The sequence below is a fragment of the Shinella sp. genome, from assembly GCF_049651085.1.
In the GTDB taxonomy this organism is placed as follows: Bacteria; Pseudomonadota; Alphaproteobacteria; order Rhizobiales; family Rhizobiaceae; genus Shinella.
This window is the reverse complement of the sequence record NZ_JBASBL010000021.1, coordinates 112,813-134,441: the sequence shown is the minus strand read 5'-3', so window position 1 is coordinate 134,441 and position 21,629 is coordinate 112,813. Positions and strand designations below refer to the sequence as shown.

Below are 21,629 nucleotides of genomic sequence, written 5' to 3'. Positions count from 1 at the left end.
CGATCCGTCAGGCACGCACGCGCACATAGGAGCCGGGGGCTTCCTCTATGGAGTTCATCGTGCCGCCGGTCTTGCGGGCGGGCACCATGCGGGGGGCCTCGGCCTTGATCCATTCGTGCCAGTGCGGCCACCAGGAGCCGGGTGTTTCCGTGGTCTTCTGCACCCAGTCTTCGAACTCGCCCTTCACCGGACCGCCGGTCCAGAACTGGTACTTCATCTTGTCGGGCGGATTGACGACGCCGGCAATGTGGCCGGAGCCCGCCATGACATAGGTTACCTTGCCGCCGAAGAGCTTGCTGCCGACGAAGACCGATTTTGCCGGCGCGATATGGTCTTCCTTGGTGGCGAGATTGTAGACCGGGATCTTCACGTCCTTCAGCGAAAGCTTCTTGCCGGCCAATACCATCTCGCCCTTTGAGAGCGTGTTGTTAAGATAGCAATTCCTGAGATAAAACGAATGGTTGGCGGCCGGCATTCGCGTGGAATCTGAATTCCAGTAGAGGAGATCGAAGGGCATCGGATCCTGGCCCTTCAGGTAGTTGTTGACGAAATAGGGCCAGATCAGCTCCGAGGCGCGCAGCATGTTGAAAGCCGTCGCCATCTTCGAGCCGTCGAGATAGCCCGTCGCCTTCATGCCGCGCTCGATGAGGTCGATCTGCTCCTCGTCGGCAAAGACCTTCAGGTCGCCCGCATAGGTGAAATCGACCTGGGTGGTGAAGAGCGTCGCCGAGCGGATGCGCTTGTCGCCCTCCCTGGCGTGGAGCGCGAGCGTTGCGGCAAGCAGCGTGCCGCCGACGCAATAGCCGATTGCATTGACCTCTTCCTCGCCCGTTGCCTGCTTGATCGTGTCGAGGGCAAAGCCGACGCCCTCGCGGGCATAGGAACCCCAGTCTTTTTCCGCGTGCCGCTCGTCCGGGTTCACCCAGGAGATGACGAAGACCGTGTGGCCCTGGTCTACCGCCCATTTGATGAAGGATTTCGCCGGGTTGAGGTCGAGGATATAGAACTTGTTGATCCATGGCGGGCAGATGAGGAGAGGGCGCTTCAGCACCGTTTCCGTCGTCGCATCATACTGGATCACCTGGCAGACGTCGCTCTGCGCCAGCACCTTGCCCGAAGTCAGCGCCATGTTTTCGCCGATGGCGAACTTGCTGGTGTCGGTCTGGCGCATCTTCAGGTCGCCCCGGCCGGCGGCGATGTCTTCGGCCAGCATCTTCATGCCGCGCACGAGGTTCGCACCATTCGAGGCGACGGTCTCGCGGTAGAGCTGCGGATTGGTGGTGACGAAATTGGTGGGCGAAATTGCGCTGGCGATCTGCTTCACGTAGAAACCGGCCTTGTGGCGGGTGTGCTCATCGAGCCCCTGCGCATCCGCTACCAGCTTTTCCGCCCAGTCGGATGTCACGAAATAGACCTGCCGCAGGAAATCGAAGAACGGGTTCTTCACCCAGTCCTCGTCGGAAAAACGCTTGTCCTTGTCGTGTGGATCCGGCGCCTGTTCGTCCTCCTGTCCGCCGAGGCGGTTCAGCGTGCGCGACCAGATCTCGAAATAGCTGCCGAGCAGCATGGTCTGCGCCTCGAGCGTGCGGCGCGGGTCCGCCAGCCAGTATTCCGAGACCCTGGAGAGCGTCTTGACCATATCGACCATCGGCTCGGAGACGGTGTCGACCTTTTCGCCGCTTTCGCGCGGGGCGAGCCAGGCGGAGGCCGCTTTGCCCAGTTGCTCGACGGTGCGGGCGAGATTGACCGTCAGCGCCTCGGGATCCTTGACGATATAGGGTTCGATCACGGCCGGGTCGAATGCCTGAAAACCGGGCTTGTCTGCGGCAGCATTGCGTTCGTTCGCCTTGCTTTCTTCGGCCATCGTTCCCTCCCGATTTTATTGTTACTTTTGCATTTTTACATTCTGCACGAAACAGATTACAAGGGCCACTCAGCCTTTCGCCGCACGATCGAAAAACGATTGTTTCGTCAGGAGCATACAGCCACATGGCGTTCGAATTCAGGCGCTTGAGCGCCGCCCTACTCATGGCCGCCATGCCGGTGGTTGTCGCTTCCTGCGCCTCGTCGCAGGCGCCCGCCACGGTTAACCCCGGCGCCAACCGGTCCGGGATCTATCCGGACATCACCGCCGTCGTCAGCGCCGAAACGCAGCAGATGAGCGACGAGGAGGCGGCCACCTACAGCGCAAACCTGACGGCTCTGGCGCATCGCCGCAATTCCGGTGCGATCTCGGAAGCGGAATACCGTCGCCAGCTTGCCGAATTGCAGGCATTGCGCGACAACCACGGCAAGGCCACGCTTTCTGAAATAGAAGGCGCGAAATAGCGCTTGCCTTTCTTGCCGTTTGGCAGCAAAGCGGAGGACGGTCATTTGGCTGTCCGGCGCAGGCGGAGCGCCTTCATTTTGAACGCTTTCGCCAGTATCCGGTTACTTGATTCGCGCGGAGTTATGCGTCGTCCGGCAGGGCCGCCGGAGGGGCTTCGCGCCCAACGGGGTTGAAGATGGAAGAGTTTCACAAGGTCCGGCGTCTGCCGCCGTATGTTTTCGAACAGGTCAACCGTTTGAAAGCAAGCGCGCGAGCGGGTGGTGCCGATATCATCGACCTTGGCATGGGCAACCCCGATCTGCCGACCCCCAAGGCAATTGTCGACAAGCTTTGCGAAGTGGTTCAGGACCCGCGCACGCACCGTTATTCCTCCTCGAAGGGAATTCCGGGCCTGCGCCGCGCCCAGGCCGCCTACTACGCCCGCCGTTTCGGCGTGAAGCTGAACCCGGAGACGCAGGTCGTCGCGACCCTCGGCTCCAAGGAAGGCTTTGCCAACATGGCGCAGGCGATCACCGCGCCCGGCGACGTCATCCTCTGCCCGAACCCGACCTACCCGATCCATGCCTTCGGCTTCCTGATGGCCGGAGGCGTGATCCGCTCCATGTCGGTCGAGCCGGACGAAAGCTTCTTCCCGCCGCTCGAGCGCGCCGTGCGCCACTCGATCCCCAAGCCGTTGGCGCTGATCATCAACTATCCGTCGAACCCGACGGCGCATGTCGCGACGCTTGATTTCTACAAGGACGTCATCGCCTTCGCGAAGAAGCACGACATCATCGTGCTGTCCGACCTTGCATATTCGGAAATCTATTTCGACGACAACGCGCCGCCGCCGTCCGTGCTGGAAGTGCCGGGCGCCATCGACGTCACCGTCGAATTCACCTCCATGTCGAAGACCTTCTCCATGCCCGGCTGGCGCATGGGCTTTGCCGTGGGCAACGAGCGCCTGATCGCCGCCCTGACGCGCGTGAAATCCTACCTCGACTACGGCGCCTTCACGCCGATCCAGGTGGCGGCGACCCACGCGCTCAATGGCGACGGTTCGGACATCGCGGAAGTGCGCAATGTCTACAAGCGCCGTCGCGACGTGATGGTCGACACGTTCGGCAAGGCCGGTTTCGAGGTTCCGCCGCCGGCCGCCACCATGTTCGCCTGGGCGAAGATCCCGGAAAAGTTCCGTCACCTCGGCTCGCTGGAATTCTCCAAGCTGCTCGTCGAAAAAGCGGATGTCGCCGTCGCACCGGGCATCGGTTTCGGCGAGATGGGCGACGATTATGTCCGCCTCGCGTTGGTCGAGAACGAGCACCGCATCCGCCAGGCGGCGCGCAACATCAAGAAGTTCCTTTCCACGGCGGACGAGACGATGCACAACGTCATCTCGCTGAACGCCCATCGCTGAAATCCGCCCTCCGCGTCCAGCGGAGGGTTTCTTCCAAACCAATAGGAAATGAAAATGGCTGATGCCCTGAAGATCGGCATTGCGGGCTTGGGCACCGTTGGTGCCTCGCTCGCGAAGATTCTCGTCGAACGCAGGGACATGCTCACGACTACATGCGGCCGGCCGATCGAGATCGCTGCCGTGACGGCGCGCACCAGGGGCCGCGATCGCGGCATCGACCTGTCAGCCGCCGAATGGTTCGACGATCCGGTCGCGCTCGCCCGCGACGCGAAGATCGACGTCTTCGTGGAACTGATGGGCGGGGCGGGCGATCCGGCCCTTGCAGCCGTCAAGGCGGCGCTGTCGCGCGGCGTGCATGTCGTGACGGCCAACAAGGCGCTGCTTGCCGCCCACGGCGTCGAGCTTGCCGGCATTGCGGAAAAGCACGGCGCGCTCCTCAACTACGAGGCGGCCGTTGCCGGCGGCATCCCGGTCATCAAGGCGCTACGCGAATCCCTGACGGGCAACACGATTTCGCGCGTCTATGGCATCATGAACGGCACCTGCAACTACATCCTGACCAAGATGGAGAAGGAGGGCCTGTCCTTCGAGGCGTGCCTGAAGGAGGCCCAGCGCCTTGGCTATGCCGAAGCCGATCCGGCCTTCGACATCGAGGGCAACGATACGGCGCACAAGCTGTCGATCCTGACGACGCTTGCCTTCGGCACGAAGATCGCGGCCGACGACATCTATCTCGAAGGCATCACCAACATCTCCATCGACGATATCCGCGCCGCCGCCGATCTCGGCTACCGCATCAAGCTGCTTGGCGTGGCGCTGAAGACCGATTCCGGCGTCGAGCAGCGCGTGCATCCGACCATGGTGCCGCTCGATTCCGTCATCGCGCAGGTCGACGGCGTGACGAACGCCGTGGCGATCGAATCGGACATCCTTGGTGAACTCCTGATGGTCGGCCCCGGCGCCGGCGGCAATGCCACGGCCTCGGCCGTTCTCGGCGACATTGCCGATATCGCGAAAAGCCGTCCCGGCGCGCAGACCGTCCCGGCGCTCGGCCGCCCGGCCGCAGCGCTCGCGCCCTACAAGCGCGCGCAGATCCGCAAGCATCATGGCGGTTACTTCATCCGCCTGTCGGTCGAGGATCGCACGGGCGTCTTCGCCAGCATTGCCAAGCACATGGCGGAAAACGAGATCTCGCTCGAATCGATCGTGCAGCGGGCGCAATCGACCACGGAAACGACCGATCCCAAGACGATCATCCTCGTCACCCATGCCACGATGGAGGATTCCGTCCGCAAGGCGGTCGCCTCCATCAAAAGCGAGGGCTACCTTGTCGGCGAACCGCAGGTAATCCGTATCGAGCGTCCGAAGACGGCTTGATCGTCGTTTCGCATCGCGAACGATCCCGTGCCCGCCTCCGCCCTTGCGCCGGAGCGCGGGCACTGGTCTTTTAGGCCCTACAGGAGTGGCCATGAGCATGTTGGAAAATGCAGATCCCGTCAGCCGCGCCTTTCTTGGCGTCGAACGCTCGGCGACCGGCCAGCGCTGGGTCGCAAGGCTCGACCAGGCCGGGGAGAACCGTGCGCTGGCGATGAGCCAGACCCATGGCCTGCCGGACCTGATCTCGCGCGTTCTGGCGGGGCGGGGCGTGCCGTTCGAGACGGCGCTGGAGTTTCTCGACCCGACGCTGCGCCGCCTGATGCCCGAACCCTACAGTATGATGGATTGCGAGGCCGCGGCGGATCGGCTGGCGCGCGCCATCGAGCGGAACGAGCGCGTGGCGATCTTCGGCGACTATGACGTGGACGGGGCGTCGTCCTCGGCGCTGCTCTATCGTTTCCTGACGCATTTCGGCGTAGAGGCGGAAATCTACATTCCCGACCGCATTTTCGAGGGCTACGGGCCAAATCCCAACGCCATAGGCCAGCTCATCGAGCGCGGCGCGCAACTCATCGTTACGGTCGATTGCGGCTCGACCAGCCACGAATCGCTCGCGGTCGCAAAAGAGCGGGGCATCGACGTCGTCGTCATCGACCATCATCAGGTCGGCGAGGACCTGCCGCCGGCCCATGCGCTGGTCAATCCCAACCGTGAGGACGATCTGTCCGGGCAGGGGCATCTTTCCGCCGGCGGTGTCGTCTTCCTCGTGCTGGTAGCCCTCCAGCGCCTGCTCAGGGCGAGGGGCGATGGGCGGGCGGCGAGCATCGATCTTCTCTCGATGCTCGATCTTGTGGCGCTCTCAACGGTCTGTGACGTCGTCCCGCTGAAGGGGCTCAACCGCGCCTATGTGGTGAAGGGCCTCGTCGCCGCGCGCCATCTCGGCAATGCCGGCCTGACGGCGCTTTTGAAGCAGGCGGGCATCGGCGGGCCGGTGACGCCCTATCATCTCGGCTTTCTCGTCGGTCCACGCATCAATGCGGGCGGGCGCATCGGCGATGCGGCGCTCGGCAGCCGCCTCCTGACCATTGACGATCCCGGCGAGGCGGAGGGCATCGCCAAGCAGCTCGACGAGCTCAACCGCGAGCGCCAGGCCATGGAGGCCGCCATGCTGGCCGAGGCGGAAGCCGAAGCGCAGGCCGAGTATGGCACCGGCGAAAGCGCCTCGGTGATCCTGACCGCCCGCGAGGGCTGGCATCCGGGCGTCGTCGGCCTGCTCGCCTCGCGCCTCAAGGACCGGTTCCGCCGCCCTGCCTTCGCGATTGCCTTCGATCCCTCGGGAAAAGGCACCGGTTCCGGCCGGTCGATCAGCGGCTTCGATCTCGGGCGCGTGGTGCGTGCCGCGGTGGACGAGGGCATTCTCGTCAAGGGCGGCGGCCATGCCATGGCGGCGGGCCTGACGGTGGAGCGCAGCAATCTCGGCCGGCTGCGCAGTTTCTTCGAGGAACGTGCCGAGCGCACGGTGCGGGAGCTTGTGGCCGTCGAAACCCTGAAGATCGATGGGGCCCTCAGCGCCAGCGGCGCCACCCTGGCGCTTGCCGACCAGCTTGAACAGGCAGGCCCCTACGGTTCGGGCCATCCGCAGCCGATCTTCACGCTGCCGGCGCACCGCATCCGGGAGGTTCGCCCGGTCGGCGTCAACCACCTGCGCGTCGGTCTCGAGGGCCCGGACGGCGGCCGGCTCGACGCCATGGCCTTCCGGGCCGCTGAAGCCGATCTGGGGATTTTCCTGATGAAGGAGCGCGGGCAGGCGGTGCACCTTGCAGGCACGCTTTCCGCCGATAGCTGGCAGGGCAGCCGACGCATACAGTTTCGCGTTCTGGATGCCGCAAAGGCATTCTGAACGACGTGAATTCGATGGCATTTATGGGGAGAGGGTGGCACGCCCTAGGGGAGTCGAACCCCTCTTTTCAGAATGAAAATCTGACGTCCTAACCGATAGACGAAGGGCGCGTGCGATGGCTGTCTTCTAATCGGCCCGGCTGATTTGCGCAAGCCCTAAATGCAGGAATTTCCAGTTTTTTTCGCTTGCGCAAGCGCGTAGCCCCGCGCGCTGCGGCGGCGGTATTCATCGATGCTGCGAGGGGAAAGTGGCACGCCCTAGGGGAGTCGAACCCCTCTTTTCAGAATGAAAATCTGACGTCCTAACCGATAGACGAAGGGCGCGTGCGGTGGGCGTCTTCTAATCAGGACCGGACGGATTCGCAAGACGAAAAATGGCGTTCGACGCAACTTTTTCAAGCGACAGAAAATGTTCGGTCCGGCCGATGAAGCGGCTGCGTCGACGGGCTAGGGCTTGCGGCCCGTCACCCTCACCATGACGTAGGACGGGTAGGTGCGGTTCCAGTCTTCCAGCATCTCGTAAGGCACGATGTGCTCCGGGGGAACAATCATGCACTGGTCGCCATATTCGGCCGCATCCACCACCAGTCCCGCATCCTCGAAGATAAGCCGAAGGGCCTCCTTGCTGAACCTGAAGAAATCATTGGGATGGCCGTGAATGGGGAAGCACTGATGCGTCACGACGAGAAAGGGCGCGCCGGGCTTCAGGACGCGCGCCACTTCCCTTGCCGCGATCCAGGGGCGCTCCAGATGCTCGAAAACCGCGTCGGCAATAAAGCAGCCGAACCGGTCGTTCCATTCCGGCGGCAGGGCATGGAGGTCGCCCAGCATATCGACATCCAGGCCATCGCGGACGTCGAGCCGGACATAGTCCTCGTGAGGAACCCAGGGAAAGGCGTCCCGGCTGTGCGTGCTGCGGGTGGGGTCCGATCTGCGCGTGCCAACCTCCAGAACGCTCGCCGGCATGCTGGCGCGGATGTTCCTGTGGAAAATTCCATAGATGTCGGCCTCTGGTGCATAGGCCTGCGGCGACAGCATTGGCTTTACCGGTTGCGGCGCAGGAGCCCGCCGGCTAGAGAAAAATCTCAAGATTCGCCTCGCACTCTTAGAGTTTTGAACCACACGTTGAATGTCCCTAGCAGAAACACTCAGGCGTGCCCATGGCGTGCGGAAGACCAAGCCGCAGGAAATAGCGTTTTTCGGCGGAAAACTGCTTCCGTCGTCGCTAAACATTTCAATGGGGAGGGGACCGTGGCACGCCCTAGGGGAGTCGAACCCCTCTTTTCAGAATGAAAATCTGACGTCCTAACCGATAGACGAAGGGCGCGTGCGGTGGGCGTCTTATAGAAGGCCGTTTTGCCTTCTGCAAGCGTGAAAAGGCAGTTGTGACAAAAAAATAAAAAGCCGCCTGGAGGCGGCTTTCGATTTGGAAAATACACAGATCCCAGCGGCTTAACCGTGCTTTCTCATTTGCGGCCGCGGCAGCGCCAGTTCCAGTCGCGCTCCGGTCCGACATCGATATGCACGGATTCGGTGTGGCAATAGGTGCCGACGCCGCCACGGCCCGGCATGGTGCGCAGATATTCCGCAAGCTCCCACTTGGTGACGCCCGATATCTGGATATCGGCCGCCTCGCAGCGTGTATGCAACGATTGCTTCGCGCGGTTGACCTTGATGTCGCGCCGGCCGGAGGTCACGATGATCGGCTTGTCATAGTGCTTCTCGATCGTTTTCAGCACCTGCAGCAGTTCCGGCTTGAAGCAACCCGTCTTTACCTTTTCGGTCTGAAGCCACAGGCCGTTCGGGGCGAGGCGGGCAAGACCGGCGAGCGAGGCGACTTCCTTGAACTGCGGTGCATCGTCCTCGACTTCCTCGGCCTCGGAATGATCCGTCGTATCGGTCGGCAGAAGCGCATTGCCGTTCTTCACGCCGGGCAGGGTGCCAAGCGAGGCCTTCTGGGTGGAGTTCGCGCTGTCGCGGTTCAGAACGCGGCGCGGCTGCTCGGCAAAGCGGTCGCCGTCAAACTGCTCCTTCGCGTCCCGCTTGTTGGCAAAGAGCGAGGCGAGCGTAAGCGTCTTGCGTGTCTGATCTTTCGTGTGTGCACCGGCGGTGGCTGCGCCGTCTTCTGCGGGTACGGCAAGCGCCATGTCGGCGGCATTGCTGGTTGCCGCTTCCGCGACGAGCGCCGTGCGCGCCGACTTGGGGATCGGGACATTTTCCGGCAGGAGGACCGCCTGTTCGCCGCCCGGCGTCAGGAGCGGCTGCTGAGCGGACGAATCGACCGGCGGCATGTCCTCGACGGGCAGGCGGCCCGTCTGGCCCTCACCCTGCGCCGTGCCGGAATTGCCGTAGAGATTGGACGCATTCGCGCCGGCTGTCTGGGTCGCATAGGCCGTGCCGGTCGGCGTGACCTGGCCGCCATTGGAATAGATGCTCGCCCGGCCGGCATTGAGCGCGGTCTGCTGCATGACCATGCCCGCCATGTCGCGCCCGGCTTCACCGGTCGCCTGCTGGCCGTCCATGCCCTCGGCGCTGGCGGTCGCGTAGGCTCCCTGAGCCGTCGCGTCCGCGTTCACCACGGGCGTGGTTGTTTCGCCCGTGGCGCCTTCGGCGACGGTTTCTTCTTTTTCCTGCGCGGTATTGTCCGCGCGCATATCCGTGGAGACTGCGGAAACGCAGCCCGAGAGCGTGGCAACCGAGACGGCTAGCAGCAATCCATACCGCAGCGTCTTCAGGCGCGGCCACTTTCCTTGCATGTCCTGCAAAGGCTTTCCCCCGCTTTCGACGTTCGGGCCACCGGTCTTGCCGCCGATAGGCCATTTCTTCAAACAGTCGCAACCGCGATAGAGTAGAGCCAAAATGGGCCAAGCTGCGGTTGCTGCGATGTTACCGTTTCGGCCAATTGTGTAAAGGCCGAGGCGGTGAAGCCGTGGAACGCGGAACGGAAGAATCCGGCTCAAAAACGGCCGGAAACGCTCCATTGCGCTGGCGATCGACCGGAATGGCAGGAATTTTCCGGTCAAATACGGCGAAACGATGGTTTTCCATCGGCGGTATAGGACACAAGCTTTGCCCGGAGCTTGCGTCGCAGACGGCTACCAGGCGCCGGTATTGCCCATCGAGGCCCAGGGCTCGGACGGGGCGAGGCGCTCGCCCTTCTGCAGGATCTCGATGGAAATGCCGTCCGGCGAGCGGACAAACGCCATGTGGCCATCGCGCGGCGGGCGATTGATGGTCACGCCGTTGTCCATCAGCTTCTGGCAGAGCGCATAGATATCGTCGACCTCGTAGGCGAGGTGGCCGAAGTTTCGTCCGCCCGCGTAGTCCTCGCTGTCCCAATTATAGGTCAGTTCAAGGCAGGGCGCTGCGTTTTCGCGCGCTGCCGCGATATCCTGCGGTGCGGCGAGAAAGATCAGCGTGAAGCGGCCCTTTTCGTTCTCATGGCGTCGCACTTCCTCAAGACCGAACAGCGTGCAGTAGAAATTGAGGGACGCTTCGACGTCTTTGACGCGGACCATCGTGTGAAGATAACGCATGGAAAAATCCTCTAAACGGGGAATCGCCCCGAAGGTTAGGTTTTTGTCAGCCTCAGGCAAGCCTTGCAGCTTACCAATGGGACGAGCAAATCTTTCAAAGGGGCTTGCGCATTCGCATCGGGACAATGTTATTCTGGTTATCAAGAATCAGTTAACCGTAACTCAATGTGACGCGTAAACGAGGGGCTGGCAGATCATGACGGACAGGGTGTCTTCAAAGGGAATCACAGAGCGTGATGACCAGAGCAATGACGCCGTCGATCTGATCGAGATCACCGGTGTCATAAAGTGGTTCGACGTGGCCAAGGGATTTGGCTTCATCGTCCCGGACAATGGCATGCAGGACGTGCTGCTACACGTCACATGCCTGCGCCGGGACGGCTACCAGACGGTTCTGGAAGGCACGCGCGTCGTCGCGCTGATTCACAAGCGCGACCGCGGTTACCAGACCTTCCGCATTCTCTCCATGGACCAGTCGACGGCCGTGCATCCCTCGCAGATGCCGCCGGTCAAGACCCATGTGCAGGTCACGCCGTCGAGCGGGCTGGAGCGCGTGCTGGTCAAGTGGTTCAACCGTACCAAGGGGTTCGGCTTCCTGACGCGCGGCGAGGGAACCGAGGATATCTTCATTCACATGGAGACGCTTCGCCGCTTCGGCTTGACGGAACTGCGTCCAGGACAGGTCGTGCTGGTCCGCTTCGGCGATGGTGAAAAGGGCCTGATGGCCGCGGAAATCCATCCTGATATGCCGGTTCCGGGCGGCAGGGCGCATTAATGGCGCGCCATGCGCGCAGGTTGGGCGTCGCACATCTGGCAAGCGCCGTCATGGCGCTTTTTCTCTGCCTTGCCTCCACCGCCGCCGCGGATGAAAAATTCGACACGCAGCCGCTGACGATCGTGACAAAGGACGGCAAGAGCCATGCCTTCACGGTGGAGCTTGCCGTGACGCCCCGCCAGCGCGAGCAGGGGCTGATGAACCGTACCGAGATGGCGGCAAACCGCGGCATGCTCTTTGCTTTCGGCGAAACGCGGCAAGTCTTCATGTGGATGAAGAACACCTATGTCTCGCTCGACATGCTCTTCATCGGCAAGGACGGCAATATCCGCACGATCAAGGAAAATGCCGAGCCACTCTCCGAGGCGATCATCGATTCGAAAGGGCCGATCGATTATGTGCTGGAATTGAACGGCGGCACCGTGAAGCGCCTTGGCATCCGCACCGGCAACCGCGTCGAGAACGAGTTGATGCAATCGCTGCGCAAGGCGCAGTAGAACAGAACCGGCCGCCTTCCGCCTGAAAGGCAGTTTCCCTGTAACAAGCTGAAGAATGCCGTTATTTGCTGTTGCGAGCGCGGGCGGATGCGTGTATCTCCCCAATCGCCGGGACGGACGGAGTGTAGCGCAGTCTGGTAGCGCATCTGGTTTGGGACCAGAGGGTCGGGAGTTCGAATCTCTCCACTCCGACCACGTCCGGCGGGCGTTTCGATGCCAAATGCTCTTCCGGTCATTTCCCCTTTGCGGAATCCGGGTTATGCATTCTCGGACGCGCGCCGGCGGAACGGCGCGCCTTTATGCGAGAATTCTGGAGCTGCTTCGATGACCGCGAAGATCTATCGTCCCGCCAAGACCGCCATGCAGTCCGGCACTGCCAAGACCCAGCTCTGGGTTCTGGAGTTCGATGCCGAAAAGCCGCGGACGATCGATCCGATCATGGGCTATACGAGCTCCGGTGACATGTACCAGCAGGTTCGGCTGACTTTCGATACCAGCGAAGAGGCGATCGCCTATGCGACGCGCAAGGGCATCGAATACCGCCTGATCGAGCCTAAGGAAGCGACCCGCAAGCGCGTCGCCTATCCGGACAATTTCCGTTTCAACCGCATGCAGCCCTGGACCCACTGAGGTCCTCCGGCCCCTTAGCTCAGCTGGATAGAGCATCTGCCTTCTAAGCAGAATGTCGCAGGTTCGAGCCCTGCAGGGGTCGCCATCTATTCATCTGATATCGCTTACGTTTCTCAACGAAGCTGCCGTGTAGCGGTCTGTCGGGGTCCATGCCACTCAATTGCGGGCTGCTACTTGAGGCATCGGAAACTGAGCCGCAATGTCCCGGGATGGATAGACGTCATTCTCGAATGCTTGAGCCGGTGCTGTTGTCGTCCGATTCCGGCCGGCCTGTTTGGCATTGTAAAGTAGCTTGTCGGCTTGATCGTAGAGTTCTGTGAACTCCAGGACACTATCAGGTCGTGCTCGAACCATGCCCATGCTCGCGGTTACCGGGCTCCCGAGGCCAGGAACCTGATTGGCGACAATGGCGGAAATTGCCTGGCGCCGACGTTCTGCTCGGGCTTGTGCATCCTTGCCGCGCATGAGCAAAACGAATTCTTCGCCGCCAAGGCGGAATGCCTGGACCTGCTGGTCGGCCTGAAGCGCCTGGCCCACTGCTTTCAACACTGCGTCGCCGACTACATGACCGTGAACATCATTGATCGATTTGAAGTGGTCCAGGTCGAGCACGGCGAGTGTATGGTAACCCTCGGCACGGAACCTCTCGAAGTTCTTCTCGATTGCACGCCGATTCAGCAATCCCGTCAGCGTGTCGCGTTCGGCCAGGCGCTCAAGCATGTCAGCCTCGAACCGCGCGTGATCTCGCTGGCGTTTGATCGCCATGAAGCGGTCCGCCACGCCCAGTGTGGTGAACAGGACCTCGCATGCGCAACCGACATAGAACAGGAGCATGGCATCGTTGCTGTGCAATCCGGGGACGATGCCAGATATCAAGCGCACCAACCCGGCCATTATTATCGGCATGTAGCCGATTGCCTGGAATTTTGCGGCTCGGCTGCCGCGTCGCAGCGCGTCCGATACGGACAGTAGAAAAACGACGATCACCGGAGCAAATGCTGCCGTGTAGATTGTGGACTGAAATGAGCGCCCAACGAAGGGAAATGCCGCGTGAAACGCGCTTAAGAACAGTGCCCACACCGCACAATAGGGGAGCGCCCGCCTCAGGAGCGGATGCATGAGACCGGGTTCGATGAAACTGTGCGTAAACATCGCTCCGGAAGCGACCGTAAGGCCGAAGATCACCGTGGTCATCCAACTCAACGTCATGGCCGGCGGATCGAAAAGAACGACCGCTAGTCCGGAAGATACCAGGATGGTCAACAGCAGAGCGATCGTCAGGAGGGAATGCCACAGAACGAATGGCTCGCGCAGAATCCGGTAGAATGCCACGTTGAAAATGAGCGGCATGGAGAGCATTCCGGCAAGGGTGGCCAAGAGCAGCAGTGACCTGAGAAGGTCTGGCCCAGGAGGTATGTCCGACGGCGCCAGGTAGGCTCGCTCCAGTGTCATCTTGTGGCTTGGCAAATCGAACGCGACAACCACTTGTTGCGTGTCGCGAGTAACGTCCGGCAGCGGGGCCTTGAAGTATCCGCCAGACAGAGCGCTCGGAAGGTCACCAGCAGACAAGGACTGCTGGTGTATTGCTCCATCCCGGTCTACCGCCAACAGATGCACGGCTGCAAGCGCGCTACGTCTTGAGAAGAGATATCGCGGAAGGGTGTCGTCTGGGCCGATTTCGAAGCGCAGCAACGCACGCTCGCCTTCGAGCGAGTAAATCGGGTTGCCGCAGGTCCAGCGCCCGGAGGAGCGGATTGCAGTAGCCATGTCGTCCGACAGGCTGATGGGCATCCAGCAGGAGCTGCGAATGCTCGTGGGTTCAGTGGCGTCCAGCGGAGCGGCGTACGCAGATGCAAGCGTCCAGAAAAACAGGACGGCAGAAACAAAAAATTTTTGAGCGAAATTCCAGATCATTGGCTGAAGCTATGCTTCAAACCTTGAAACGCAGTTACGGCGCGCGCCCCCGGGCCGGAATGCGAATCTTATGTCAATGCTCGATTAATGTCTCGAATATCAGTGTGGCGCGGCGCTGGCCTGATGCTAGGCGCCTTGCCTGAAATCGAGGGCCGGGCTCAACGGTCCGGCTTGTCAGCCAACTGGCCGGAACACTACCTGAGATATCGAACGCTCAGGACGATCAGGGGCATTGCGAAAACGCAGAAGGTCATGCCCCCTAGAAGTTGGAATCCCAGTACACCGAGCACGCCGCCCATTGCGAAGAAGGCAATCGTAGCCAGGTTGAGCTTCAACCGCAGCACGGTTACAGCCTTCTCAACGCTGGAGCTGCGCGACAAGAGCATGGCGAAGCCGACACCCAGGTCGGTGGCCACACCAGAGACGTGTGTGGTTCGAACGCGGCTACCTGAAATGCGGGTCGACGCAGCGTTCTGTATGCCCATCGTTACGGCCAGTAGGCCGACCATCAGGATGCCGTTCGGTGGGTGTGCGCTAAGGGCGAAGGCAAGGCCGACCAGAAGCAAAAGACCGGCTTCGACAATCAATGTGAGGGCATAGATGTTGTCGCGTTTGTGCCGTTTGCCGATCTCGATGAGAATGGATGCCAGGAAGGCACCCAGAATGAACGCCATGACGATGGCCAGAAAGCCAAGTGCCGCGTCGAGTTGAGATATTGCTATGAGCTCCGAAGCCATCGAGACGTTTCCGGTCATGTTGGCCGAGAAGTAGCGATAGGCCATATAGCCCGCGCTGTTCACACCTCCTGCGACAAACGCCAGAATCGACGCCAGCATCAAGTCTGTCGCTGGTGTTCTCTTATCGCCTTCTTGGATGAGCATATTGATTCTACATTGCTAAAGGTGCCGAGACTATACGATCCCACGAGGTCTCGAGAGTCGACAGGTTTCAGACGCCTTCCTCTGTATCCTCGATGCAGGGTGAAGGAAGGCGCATTGCTGGTTGCATCATGTACCATGAAAAGGTTCGGGAGCGGGCAACCGTCGAGCAGGTTGAGCGCAGATGATCTTGCGGTTCTCGAAGCAGCCTATCCGCTCTTGCCTTTCGCAGCCGCTCCGCTGCTGGATCGTCGCCAGCTAGTGCATTCTGGCATCCACCGATTTCGTCACGGTCCGGCTGGTGATTCCTTCAACTCGCACGCTGTCGTGCCGATGGTCATCGTGTTGCCGCGCCAGTCGATGGTGCCGCCGAGCCAGGCGCGCAGCCAGATGGCGGGCATCATGAGGTCGCGGACGATCATGGCAGGCACCGACCAAAGGGAGAGGCGCCAGCCCTTGGCGAAGGCGAGGGCGATTTCCGGCAGGTAGACGCCGGCAAGAACCATGACCACGGCGGGGGCGAGCGCCATGTCGCCGAGGAGTGCCGCACCAAGGGCGAGGCACAGCGGCGGCAGGATGCCGAGCAGGACTTCCGGGGCGAAGAAACCGGGAAAGGTGACACGGCGCAGGCGCGACCACCGGCACTGGCGCGACCAGATCTCCTGTCCGGTGCGCCGACCCAGCGGCTGCTGGAATGGCGAGGAGACGAGATGGACCTGAAGACCGAGCCGGTTCACCAGCTTGGTGGAGGCCGCATCTTCGGCGATTTCCGCGCTCAGCGCCTGGATACCGCCGTTCGCGTCGAGCATGGGCTTGTGCCAGAGCATGCTCTTGCCCTGGGCGAAACCAAGGCCGAGTGCCTCGCCGGCATATTGCCATCGGGCCTGCTGGGTGTTGAGGAACATGCACTCGACCTCGGCCCAGAACCCCTCCGGGCGCGAGCCCAGCGGCGTGGAGCATACGACGCCGGAATTGCTTCGCCAGCCTGCCATGAGGTGCTGGATATAGTCCGGCGGCATCAGCACGTTGGAATCGGCAAGGATCACCCAGTCATGGCGGGCCGCCTGCCATCCCTTGACGCAATTGTTGAGTTTCGGATTGGCGCTGATGCGGTCGTCGCCGACAAGGATACGTGCCTCGACCTGCGGATGGGCGGCTGCGGTCTTTTCGATTTGCGGGATGATCGGATCGTTGCCGTGGGCGACGCAGAAGAGCAGTTCATAGCTCGGCCAGGTCAGGCGAAAGGCGCGATCCAGCGTCTCGGCAGAAAAATTCTCGATGCCGCGAACGGGAATGACGATAGAGACGGGTGGCTTCTTGCGGATATCCTGCGGCGCGGCATCGGTCGCTTTCAGCCGCTTGCCGGCAATGAGGATGCTGGCGAGGTTGGTTGCGACAAGAGCGCCAGAGGCAAGGGCGAGGGCCTGAGCCATATCCATTCACGCGTACTCCGCTGGGCGCCGCCATGCGTGGCGGCTGCCGGGTGCATTCACGCGGGAAGAGACATCATCGTCGCATGACAGGCGAATGACGGGAGAGGCGGGAAACCGTGGGGCTCCGCGGTGCAGACGCCTCCGCCGATGGCGGAGGCGCGCTTTTCTCGCGGTTACGACAGAAATTCTGCTGTCGTCGTGACCTTGCCGTAGCCGAATTCGAGGGCCGACATGATCGTGGCGTGGACCTGCGCGGCCGGTACTACCGAATCACCGAAGGCCTTGTCGCGCGTTGCGCAGGCGTCGTGCACCACGGTGAGATTGTAGCCGAGGTCGGCGGCGGCGCGGGCGGTCGCATCGATACAGACGTCGCTCATCGCCCCGACCACCACCACATCCTCGATGCCGGACGCCTGCAGGGTCTGCTGCAATGTCGTTTCGCGGAAGGAGTTCGGGTAGTTCTTGATGACGACCGTATCGCCCTCTTGCGGCTCGACCGCCGGGATAGGGTGGATGCCGTCGGTGTCCGGCGCAAAAAGCGGCGAATCGGCTTCCTTCGCAACATGGTGGACATGCACGATCCGGTCGCCTTTGCTGCGTGCAGCCTCGACGACCCGCGCGGCGTTGGCGGCGGCCATGTCGATGCCCGTGAGAGCGAAACTGCCGGAGGCGAGATAGTCCTTCTGGAGGTCGACGATGATGATGGCTCGTTTGCTCATGGCGGGTCCTTTCCGTGAGGAGATAGATGTTGCCGGCATATTGCCCCGGCCTGTTTCGTATCGCCATTGGCAATACCGAAATATTTCAGGGTGGCCGCCCGCTATTGCGGACGCTGGCGATTGCGAACGACGGTAACGGTGCAGGGGGCATGGGCTGCCACTTCGCCGGATACGCTGCCGAGCATAGAGCGCATGGTCGATTCGGCGCGCGCGCCCATGACGATGTGGTCGACAAAGTTGTCCCGGGCATAATCGAGAATGGCGTCTGCAGGCGAGACGGCCTCCAGCACATGGAAGGTGATGCCGCCGCCGGGCGCGGGAAGGCCGGTCGACCAGTTTCGCAGCTCGACGAGGCGCAGCACATGCTTGTTGCGGCCTTGCTCGTCCAGCGAGGTGTCGATGACGATGCGATTGATCTTCAGGACGTTGATACAGGCGATACGCGCGTCCGGCGTGTTCTCGATGATGCGCGCCACGGTCTTGTGGATCGCCTCGGCGCGTTCCGGCGTATTGGCCGCAAGGTCGACCGTGACCATGACGATAGGCGCATTGGCAAGCTGGGCTTCGGCGGCCTGCGGCTTCACGGTCTCGATCGGCACCGGGTCGAAGCGGCGGCGTAGCACCATGGCGAGCGGATCGCGTTTCATCTTTTCCGCCCGGGCGGTCAGCTTGACGGAGGCAAGATCCTGGAGGTCGGCAGCGAGCTGGGCGGCGCTCGGATAGCGCCAGGCGGGGTTGACCTCCAGGCAATACAGGATGATTTCCTGCAAGGCGGGCGGGATGGCGCCGTTGCGGGCGCGCGGCGGAAGCGGATCGCGCCAGAGTCGGCGTTTCAGGCCCTTCAGCCGCTGCGGATCGCCGAAGGGGCGCTCTCCGGTCGCGAAGAAATAGAGCAGGACGCCAAGCGCGAAGAGATCGCTGCGAAAATCGCTGCGCGTGCCGAGAACCTGTTCCGGCGCCATGTAGGGCGCGGTGCCGTAGGGCAGGCGAAACTGTTCGTCCATCAGGTCCGGCAGGTGGACATGGCGGGCAAGCCCGTAGTCGATCAGCACGGCCTCGCCGGTCTCGCGGAACATCACGTTGGACGGCTTCAGGTCGAGGTGCACGACATGCTGGCGGTGCAGCGAATCGAGCGCGACGGCAATTTTCGCGCCGATGGCGGCGACTTCGTCCGGCGGTAGCGGCAGGCGTTCGAGCAGCGGATAGAGCGAGGTGCCGGGCAGGCGTTCCATGACGATATAGGGGAGCGTCGCGAAATCGCCGTTTGCCACGAAGCGCGGCACATGCGGGCCTGAAAGCCGCGGCAGGATCATCTGCTCCATCTCGAAGCCGACGATAGCCGCGGGGTCGTCACCCTCGCCGATGACCGGGACCTTCATCAGGATCGGAAAATCGATGTCCGGCCGGCTGACCTTCCAGATGCGCGCCATGCCGCCATTGTGGGCGATATCTTCGATGGTAAAGCCGTCGATCACGTCGCCGGGGTTCAGCCGCGCCTTCACCATCTAGCGCCCCCGGAACAGTCGGTCGGCGAGGGAGGAAGGCAGGCCGGCGGCGCGGATCTTGTCCGCAGCCTTCTCCACATCATAAACGGTACGTAGGAATCGTAACTCCGCGTCTTGCGTATCGTAGAGCGCGAAGGCGGCGGCCGGGTTGCCGTCACGCGGCTGGCCGACGGCGCCCATGACCGCAAGCCAGCGGCGCTGCGCCAGCAAGGGCACCGGCGTTGCGGCGGCAGGATTGAAATGCGTGACCCTGCCGCCCGGCGCGGTGCAGTAGAGCGCCGGCTTGTGCACATGGCCGCAGAAACTGACGCGGGCCTCGCAGGCGCCAAGATGCCGGTCGGCGTCGCTGGCGTCGAGCACATAGTTCCAGTCGGACGGCGCGCTGGCATCGGCATGGACGAAGAGGCAATCCTCTTTGCGCGCCTTGAAGGGCAGGGCGGCGAGAAAGGCGCGGCTATTGCTGTCAAGCTGACGGCGTGTCCATTCGAGCGCGAGCGTTGCCGTCGCGTTCATCGAGGCGGAAGGATTGCCGACCGCGTCATCGTGGTTGCCGCGCAGCACGATGGCTCCGCCTGCCGCGAGCTGCATTGCCCGTTCCGCGCACCATTGCGGATCCGCGCCATAACCGACGATATCGCCGAGCAGCACGAAGCGTTCCGCCCCGGCCGCCCCGGCGGCGGCGAGCACCGCTTCGAACGCTTCGCGGTTGGCGTGGATGTCGGACAGGATCGCAAGCAGCATGGCATGACGGTCTTCGCAAATCGTGACCGACCATATCGCGGCTTTCCGCCCGCAACCATTCGACGGAAGGCGAACATTTTTGCCGCGCCACTGGCGTATTGTCAGGAATTCCACTCCTCGAAGGCGAAAATGCCGGCAGGCTGAAAGCTTCCGACCGGCCTTCGCCCGCCGTGCTGGTGCTTGCATTGCGCGCCGAAAGCAGGCAAAGCACGGGTCGCCTGAAACACGACCGGATTTTGCCAATGACCGTGAGTTCGAGAACACCCCGCCCGATTGACCATCTGGTGCTGCCGGTGTCCGATCTCGGAATTGCCCGGGAGCGGCTGACGCAGCTGGGTTTCACCGTCGCCGGGGATGCGCGCCATCCGTTCGGCACGGAAAACTGTTGCGTGTTTCTTTCCGATGGCAGCTATCTGGAGCCGCTCGGCATCGCCAATCGCGAAGAGTGCGAAGAAGCGGCGCGGGCGGGCAACGTTTTCGTTGCACGCGACCAGGCTTTCCGCTTCCGCCGCGGCCTCGAGGGCTTTTCCGCTATCGCCATGGCGAGCGGTGATGCGTGGGAGGATGACCAGCGCTACACCGCGGCCGGCCTTTCGGGCGGCGAGGTGCTGGAATTTTCCCGTGACATGCTGCTGCCCGATGGCACATCCGCGACCGGCAGCTTCCGGCTGGCCTTTGCCGCCGACCTGCGCAGCCCCGATTTCTTCTTCTTCGCCTCGCAGCGCGTCCTGCCGCTTCCGTCCGACCGCAAGGCGCTGGAAGGACATGAGAACGGTGTCGTCGCACTTGCTGAAGTCGTGCTGTCGGAGCAGAACCCGACGGACTTCCAGTACCTCGTGCAGGAGGCGGCCGACGAACGCGAGGTCGAGGCTCTGTCCTTCGGCATGTCCGTTGATACGCCGCGCGGCCGTATAACGGTGCTGAACGATGACGGCCTTGAAGGTTTTTACGGTATTTCACCGGCGGGCGCCGATCGTGGGCTGAAGGGCCGGGCGGTCGTTTTCCGGGTTTCCAGCCTGTCCGATTGTCGCCGCCTGCTTGACCAGCGCGGCGTCGCCTTCCGTGAACGGGATGACCGCCTGCTGGTGCCGCCAGCGTCGGGGCAGGGTGTCCTCTTCGTCTTTGGAGAATGAAGATGAAAACCAATTCCACAATTGTCGTCGGCGAAGGCCCGAAGAAGGTCACTTTCTCGCAGGACAAGCGCTTTTCGCTGATTGCCGGTCCCTGCCAGATGGAAAGCCGCGACCACGCCTATATGATCGCCGGAACGCTGGTCGAGATGTGCGACAAGCTCGGCCTCGGCCTCGTCTACAAGTCGTCCTTCGACAAGGCGAACCGCACCTCGATTTCCGGCAAGCGCGGCATCGGCCTTGAGACGGCCATGGAGGTCTTTGCCGATCTCAAGAAGGATTTCGGTTTTCCGGTTCTGACGGACGTCCACACGGAAGAGCAATGCGCCATCGTTGCCGAGACGGTCGATATCCTGCAGATTCCGGCCTTCCTGTCGCGCCAGACCGACCTTCTGGTCGCCGCCGCCAGGACGGGCCGCACGATCAACGTCAAGAAGGGCCAGTTCCTTGCGCCCTGGGACATGAAGAACGTGCTAGCGAAATTCACCGAGAGCGGCAATCCGAACGTATTGCTGTGCGAACGCGGCGCTTCCTTCGGCTACAATACGCTCGTCTCCGACATGCGCTCGCTGCCGATCATGGCCTCACTCGGTGCGCCCGTGGTCTTCGACGCGACCCATTCGGTTCAGCAGCCGGGCGGGCAGGGTGGATCGACCGGCGGCCAGCGCGAATTCGTCGAGACGCTGTCGCGGGCGGCGGTCGCCGTCGGCATTGCGGGCCTCTTCGTCGAGACCCACGAGGATCCGGACAATGCGCCTTCGGACGGGCCGAACATGGTGCATCTCAAGGACATGCCGCGGCTTCTGGAAAAGCTGCTGGCCTTCGACGCGATCACGAAGGGCTGAAGCTTCAAACGGATGACATGGAGAC

19 protein-coding genes and 5 tRNA genes are annotated in these 21,629 nt (G+C 62.3%); 11 read left to right on the top strand and 13 right to left on the bottom strand.

Translation table 11 applies throughout. The annotated features are described in order from the left end of the window. Positions 1 to 7: 7 nt before the first annotated feature. Positions 8 to 1,864 carry a PHA/PHB synthase family protein gene (locus WA950_RS13200; protein ID WP_424552161.1) on the bottom strand — a complete coding sequence of 619 codons (1,857 nt, stop codon included), beginning with the start codon at positions 1,862 to 1,864 and terminating at the stop codon, positions 8 to 10. 125 nt (positions 1,865 to 1,989) lie between these two features. On the opposite strand from WA950_RS13200, the gene WA950_RS13195 reads away from it, so the two are divergent. The 4 genes from WA950_RS13195 (at position 1,990) to recJ (ending at position 7,002) form a co-directional block, all read left to right on the top strand. Further along, entirely contained in the window at positions 1,990 to 2,328 is a 339-nt protein-coding gene (locus WA950_RS13195) for an SHOCT domain-containing protein (protein ID WP_424552160.1), read from the top strand. Positions 2,329 to 2,504: 176 nt separating this feature from the next. Next, positions 2,505 to 3,725 carry an LL-diaminopimelate aminotransferase gene (locus WA950_RS13190; protein ID WP_424552159.1) on the top strand — a complete coding sequence of 407 codons (1,221 nt, stop codon included), beginning with the start codon at positions 2,505 to 2,507 and terminating at the stop codon, positions 3,723 to 3,725. 54 nt (positions 3,726 to 3,779) lie between these two features. Then, positions 3,780 to 5,102 carry a homoserine dehydrogenase gene (locus tag WA950_RS13185; protein WP_424552158.1) on the top strand — a complete coding sequence of 441 codons (1,323 nt, stop codon included), beginning with the start codon at positions 3,780 to 3,782 and terminating at the stop codon, positions 5,100 to 5,102. Positions 5,103 to 5,199: 97 nt separating this feature from the next. After that, positions 5,200 to 7,002 carry a single-stranded-DNA-specific exonuclease RecJ gene (gene recJ, locus WA950_RS13180; RefSeq protein WP_424552395.1) on the top strand — a complete coding sequence of 601 codons (1,803 nt, stop codon included), beginning with the start codon at positions 5,200 to 5,202 and terminating at the stop codon, positions 7,000 to 7,002. A 35-nt stretch (positions 7,003 to 7,037) separates the two neighbouring features. On the opposite strand, the gene WA950_RS13175 is transcribed toward recJ, so the two are convergent. The 6 genes from WA950_RS13175 to WA950_RS13150 all read right to left on the bottom strand — a co-directional run bounded on the left by WA950_RS13175 (position 7,038) and on the right by WA950_RS13150 (position 10,537). Next, positions 7,038 to 7,112, bottom strand: a tRNA-Glu gene (locus tag WA950_RS13175). 138 nt (positions 7,113 to 7,250) lie between these two features. Then, positions 7,251 to 7,325: transfer RNA gene (locus WA950_RS13170), tRNA-Glu, on the bottom strand. A 123-nt stretch (positions 7,326 to 7,448) separates the two neighbouring features. After that, the gene (locus WA950_RS13165; RefSeq protein ID WP_424552157.1) at positions 7,449 to 8,039 is read right to left on the bottom strand and encodes a methyltransferase domain-containing protein; all 591 of its coding nucleotides are present in this window, start codon (positions 8,037 to 8,039) and stop codon (positions 7,449 to 7,451) included. Positions 8,040 to 8,253: 214 nt separating this feature from the next. Beyond that, positions 8,254 to 8,328: transfer RNA gene (locus tag WA950_RS13160), tRNA-Glu, on the bottom strand. A 139-nt stretch (positions 8,329 to 8,467) separates the two neighbouring features. Beyond that, positions 8,468 to 9,757, bottom strand: a complete 1,290-nt coding sequence (locus tag WA950_RS13155) for a YcbK family protein (RefSeq protein ID WP_424552156.1) — start codon at positions 9,755 to 9,757, stop codon at positions 8,468 to 8,470. Between the two features lie 339 nt (positions 9,758 to 10,096). Further along, on the bottom strand, positions 10,097 to 10,537 hold the full coding sequence (locus WA950_RS13150) for a VOC family protein (protein ID WP_424552155.1): 441 nt from the start codon (positions 10,535 to 10,537) through the stop codon (positions 10,097 to 10,099). A 196-nt stretch (positions 10,538 to 10,733) separates the two neighbouring features. On the opposite strand from WA950_RS13150, the gene WA950_RS13145 reads away from it, so the two are divergent. From WA950_RS13145 to WA950_RS13125, 5 genes are all read left to right on the top strand, one after another. Next, the gene (locus WA950_RS13145) at positions 10,734 to 11,312 is read left to right on the top strand and encodes a cold-shock protein (RefSeq protein ID WP_424552154.1); all 579 of its coding nucleotides are present in this window, start codon (positions 10,734 to 10,736) and stop codon (positions 11,310 to 11,312) included. Beyond that, positions 11,312 to 11,809 (top strand): DUF192 domain-containing protein, encoded by a 498-nt coding sequence (locus WA950_RS13140; protein ID WP_424552153.1) that lies wholly within the window; start codon positions 11,312 to 11,314, stop codon positions 11,807 to 11,809. The genes WA950_RS13145 and WA950_RS13140 overlap by 1 nt, the downstream gene beginning before the upstream one ends. A gap of 118 nt (positions 11,810 to 11,927) precedes the next feature. Then, a tRNA-Pro gene (locus WA950_RS13135) sits at positions 11,928 to 12,004 on the top strand. A gap of 129 nt (positions 12,005 to 12,133) precedes the next feature. Further along, positions 12,134 to 12,439, top strand: coding sequence for an ETC complex I subunit (locus tag WA950_RS13130; protein ID WP_424552152.1), 306 nt, complete (start codon positions 12,134 to 12,136; stop codon positions 12,437 to 12,439). An 8-nt stretch (positions 12,440 to 12,447) separates the two neighbouring features. Next, a tRNA-Arg gene (locus WA950_RS13125) sits at positions 12,448 to 12,524 on the top strand. Positions 12,525 to 12,595: 71 nt separating this feature from the next. On the opposite strand, the gene WA950_RS13120 is transcribed toward WA950_RS13125, so the two are convergent. The 6 genes from WA950_RS13120 to WA950_RS13095 all read right to left on the bottom strand — a co-directional run bounded on the left by WA950_RS13120 (position 12,596) and on the right by WA950_RS13095 (position 19,629). Then, on the bottom strand, positions 12,596 to 14,353 hold the full coding sequence (locus WA950_RS13120) for a sensor domain-containing diguanylate cyclase (RefSeq protein ID WP_424552151.1): 1,758 nt from the start codon (positions 14,351 to 14,353) through the stop codon (positions 12,596 to 12,598). Between the two features lie 194 nt (positions 14,354 to 14,547). Then, positions 14,548 to 15,234 (bottom strand): YoaK family protein, encoded by a 687-nt coding sequence (locus WA950_RS13115; protein WP_424552150.1) that lies wholly within the window; start codon positions 15,232 to 15,234, stop codon positions 14,548 to 14,550. Positions 15,235 to 15,518: 284 nt separating this feature from the next. Further along, on the bottom strand, positions 15,519 to 16,670 hold the full coding sequence (locus WA950_RS13110) for a ceramide glucosyltransferase (RefSeq protein WP_424552149.1): 1,152 nt from the start codon (positions 16,668 to 16,670) through the stop codon (positions 15,519 to 15,521). Positions 16,671 to 16,837: 167 nt separating this feature from the next. Further along, positions 16,838 to 17,383 carry a cysteine hydrolase family protein gene (locus WA950_RS13105; RefSeq protein ID WP_424552148.1) on the bottom strand — a complete coding sequence of 182 codons (546 nt, stop codon included), beginning with the start codon at positions 17,381 to 17,383 and terminating at the stop codon, positions 16,838 to 16,840. Between the two features lie 101 nt (positions 17,384 to 17,484). Next, positions 17,485 to 18,888 carry a protein kinase domain-containing protein gene (locus WA950_RS13100; RefSeq protein ID WP_424552147.1) on the bottom strand — a complete coding sequence of 468 codons (1,404 nt, stop codon included), beginning with the start codon at positions 18,886 to 18,888 and terminating at the stop codon, positions 17,485 to 17,487. Further along, positions 18,889 to 19,629: a metallophosphoesterase family protein gene (locus WA950_RS13095; RefSeq protein WP_424552146.1), complete on the bottom strand. Its 741-nt coding sequence runs from the start codon at positions 19,627 to 19,629 to the stop codon at positions 18,889 to 18,891. It abuts the gene before it with no gap. 242 nt (positions 19,630 to 19,871) lie between these two features. Between WA950_RS13095 and WA950_RS13090 the strand changes: the two genes are divergently transcribed. Beyond that, complete coding sequence (locus tag WA950_RS13090; RefSeq protein ID WP_424552145.1) at positions 19,872 to 20,762, top strand: VOC family protein; 891 nt, start codon at positions 19,872 to 19,874, stop codon at positions 20,760 to 20,762. Between the two features lie 2 nt (positions 20,763 to 20,764). Then, the gene (gene kdsA, locus WA950_RS13085; protein WP_424552144.1) at positions 20,765 to 21,604 is read left to right on the top strand and encodes a 3-deoxy-8-phosphooctulonate synthase; all 840 of its coding nucleotides are present in this window, start codon (positions 20,765 to 20,767) and stop codon (positions 21,602 to 21,604) included. Positions 21,605 to 21,629: the final 25 nt, after the last annotated feature.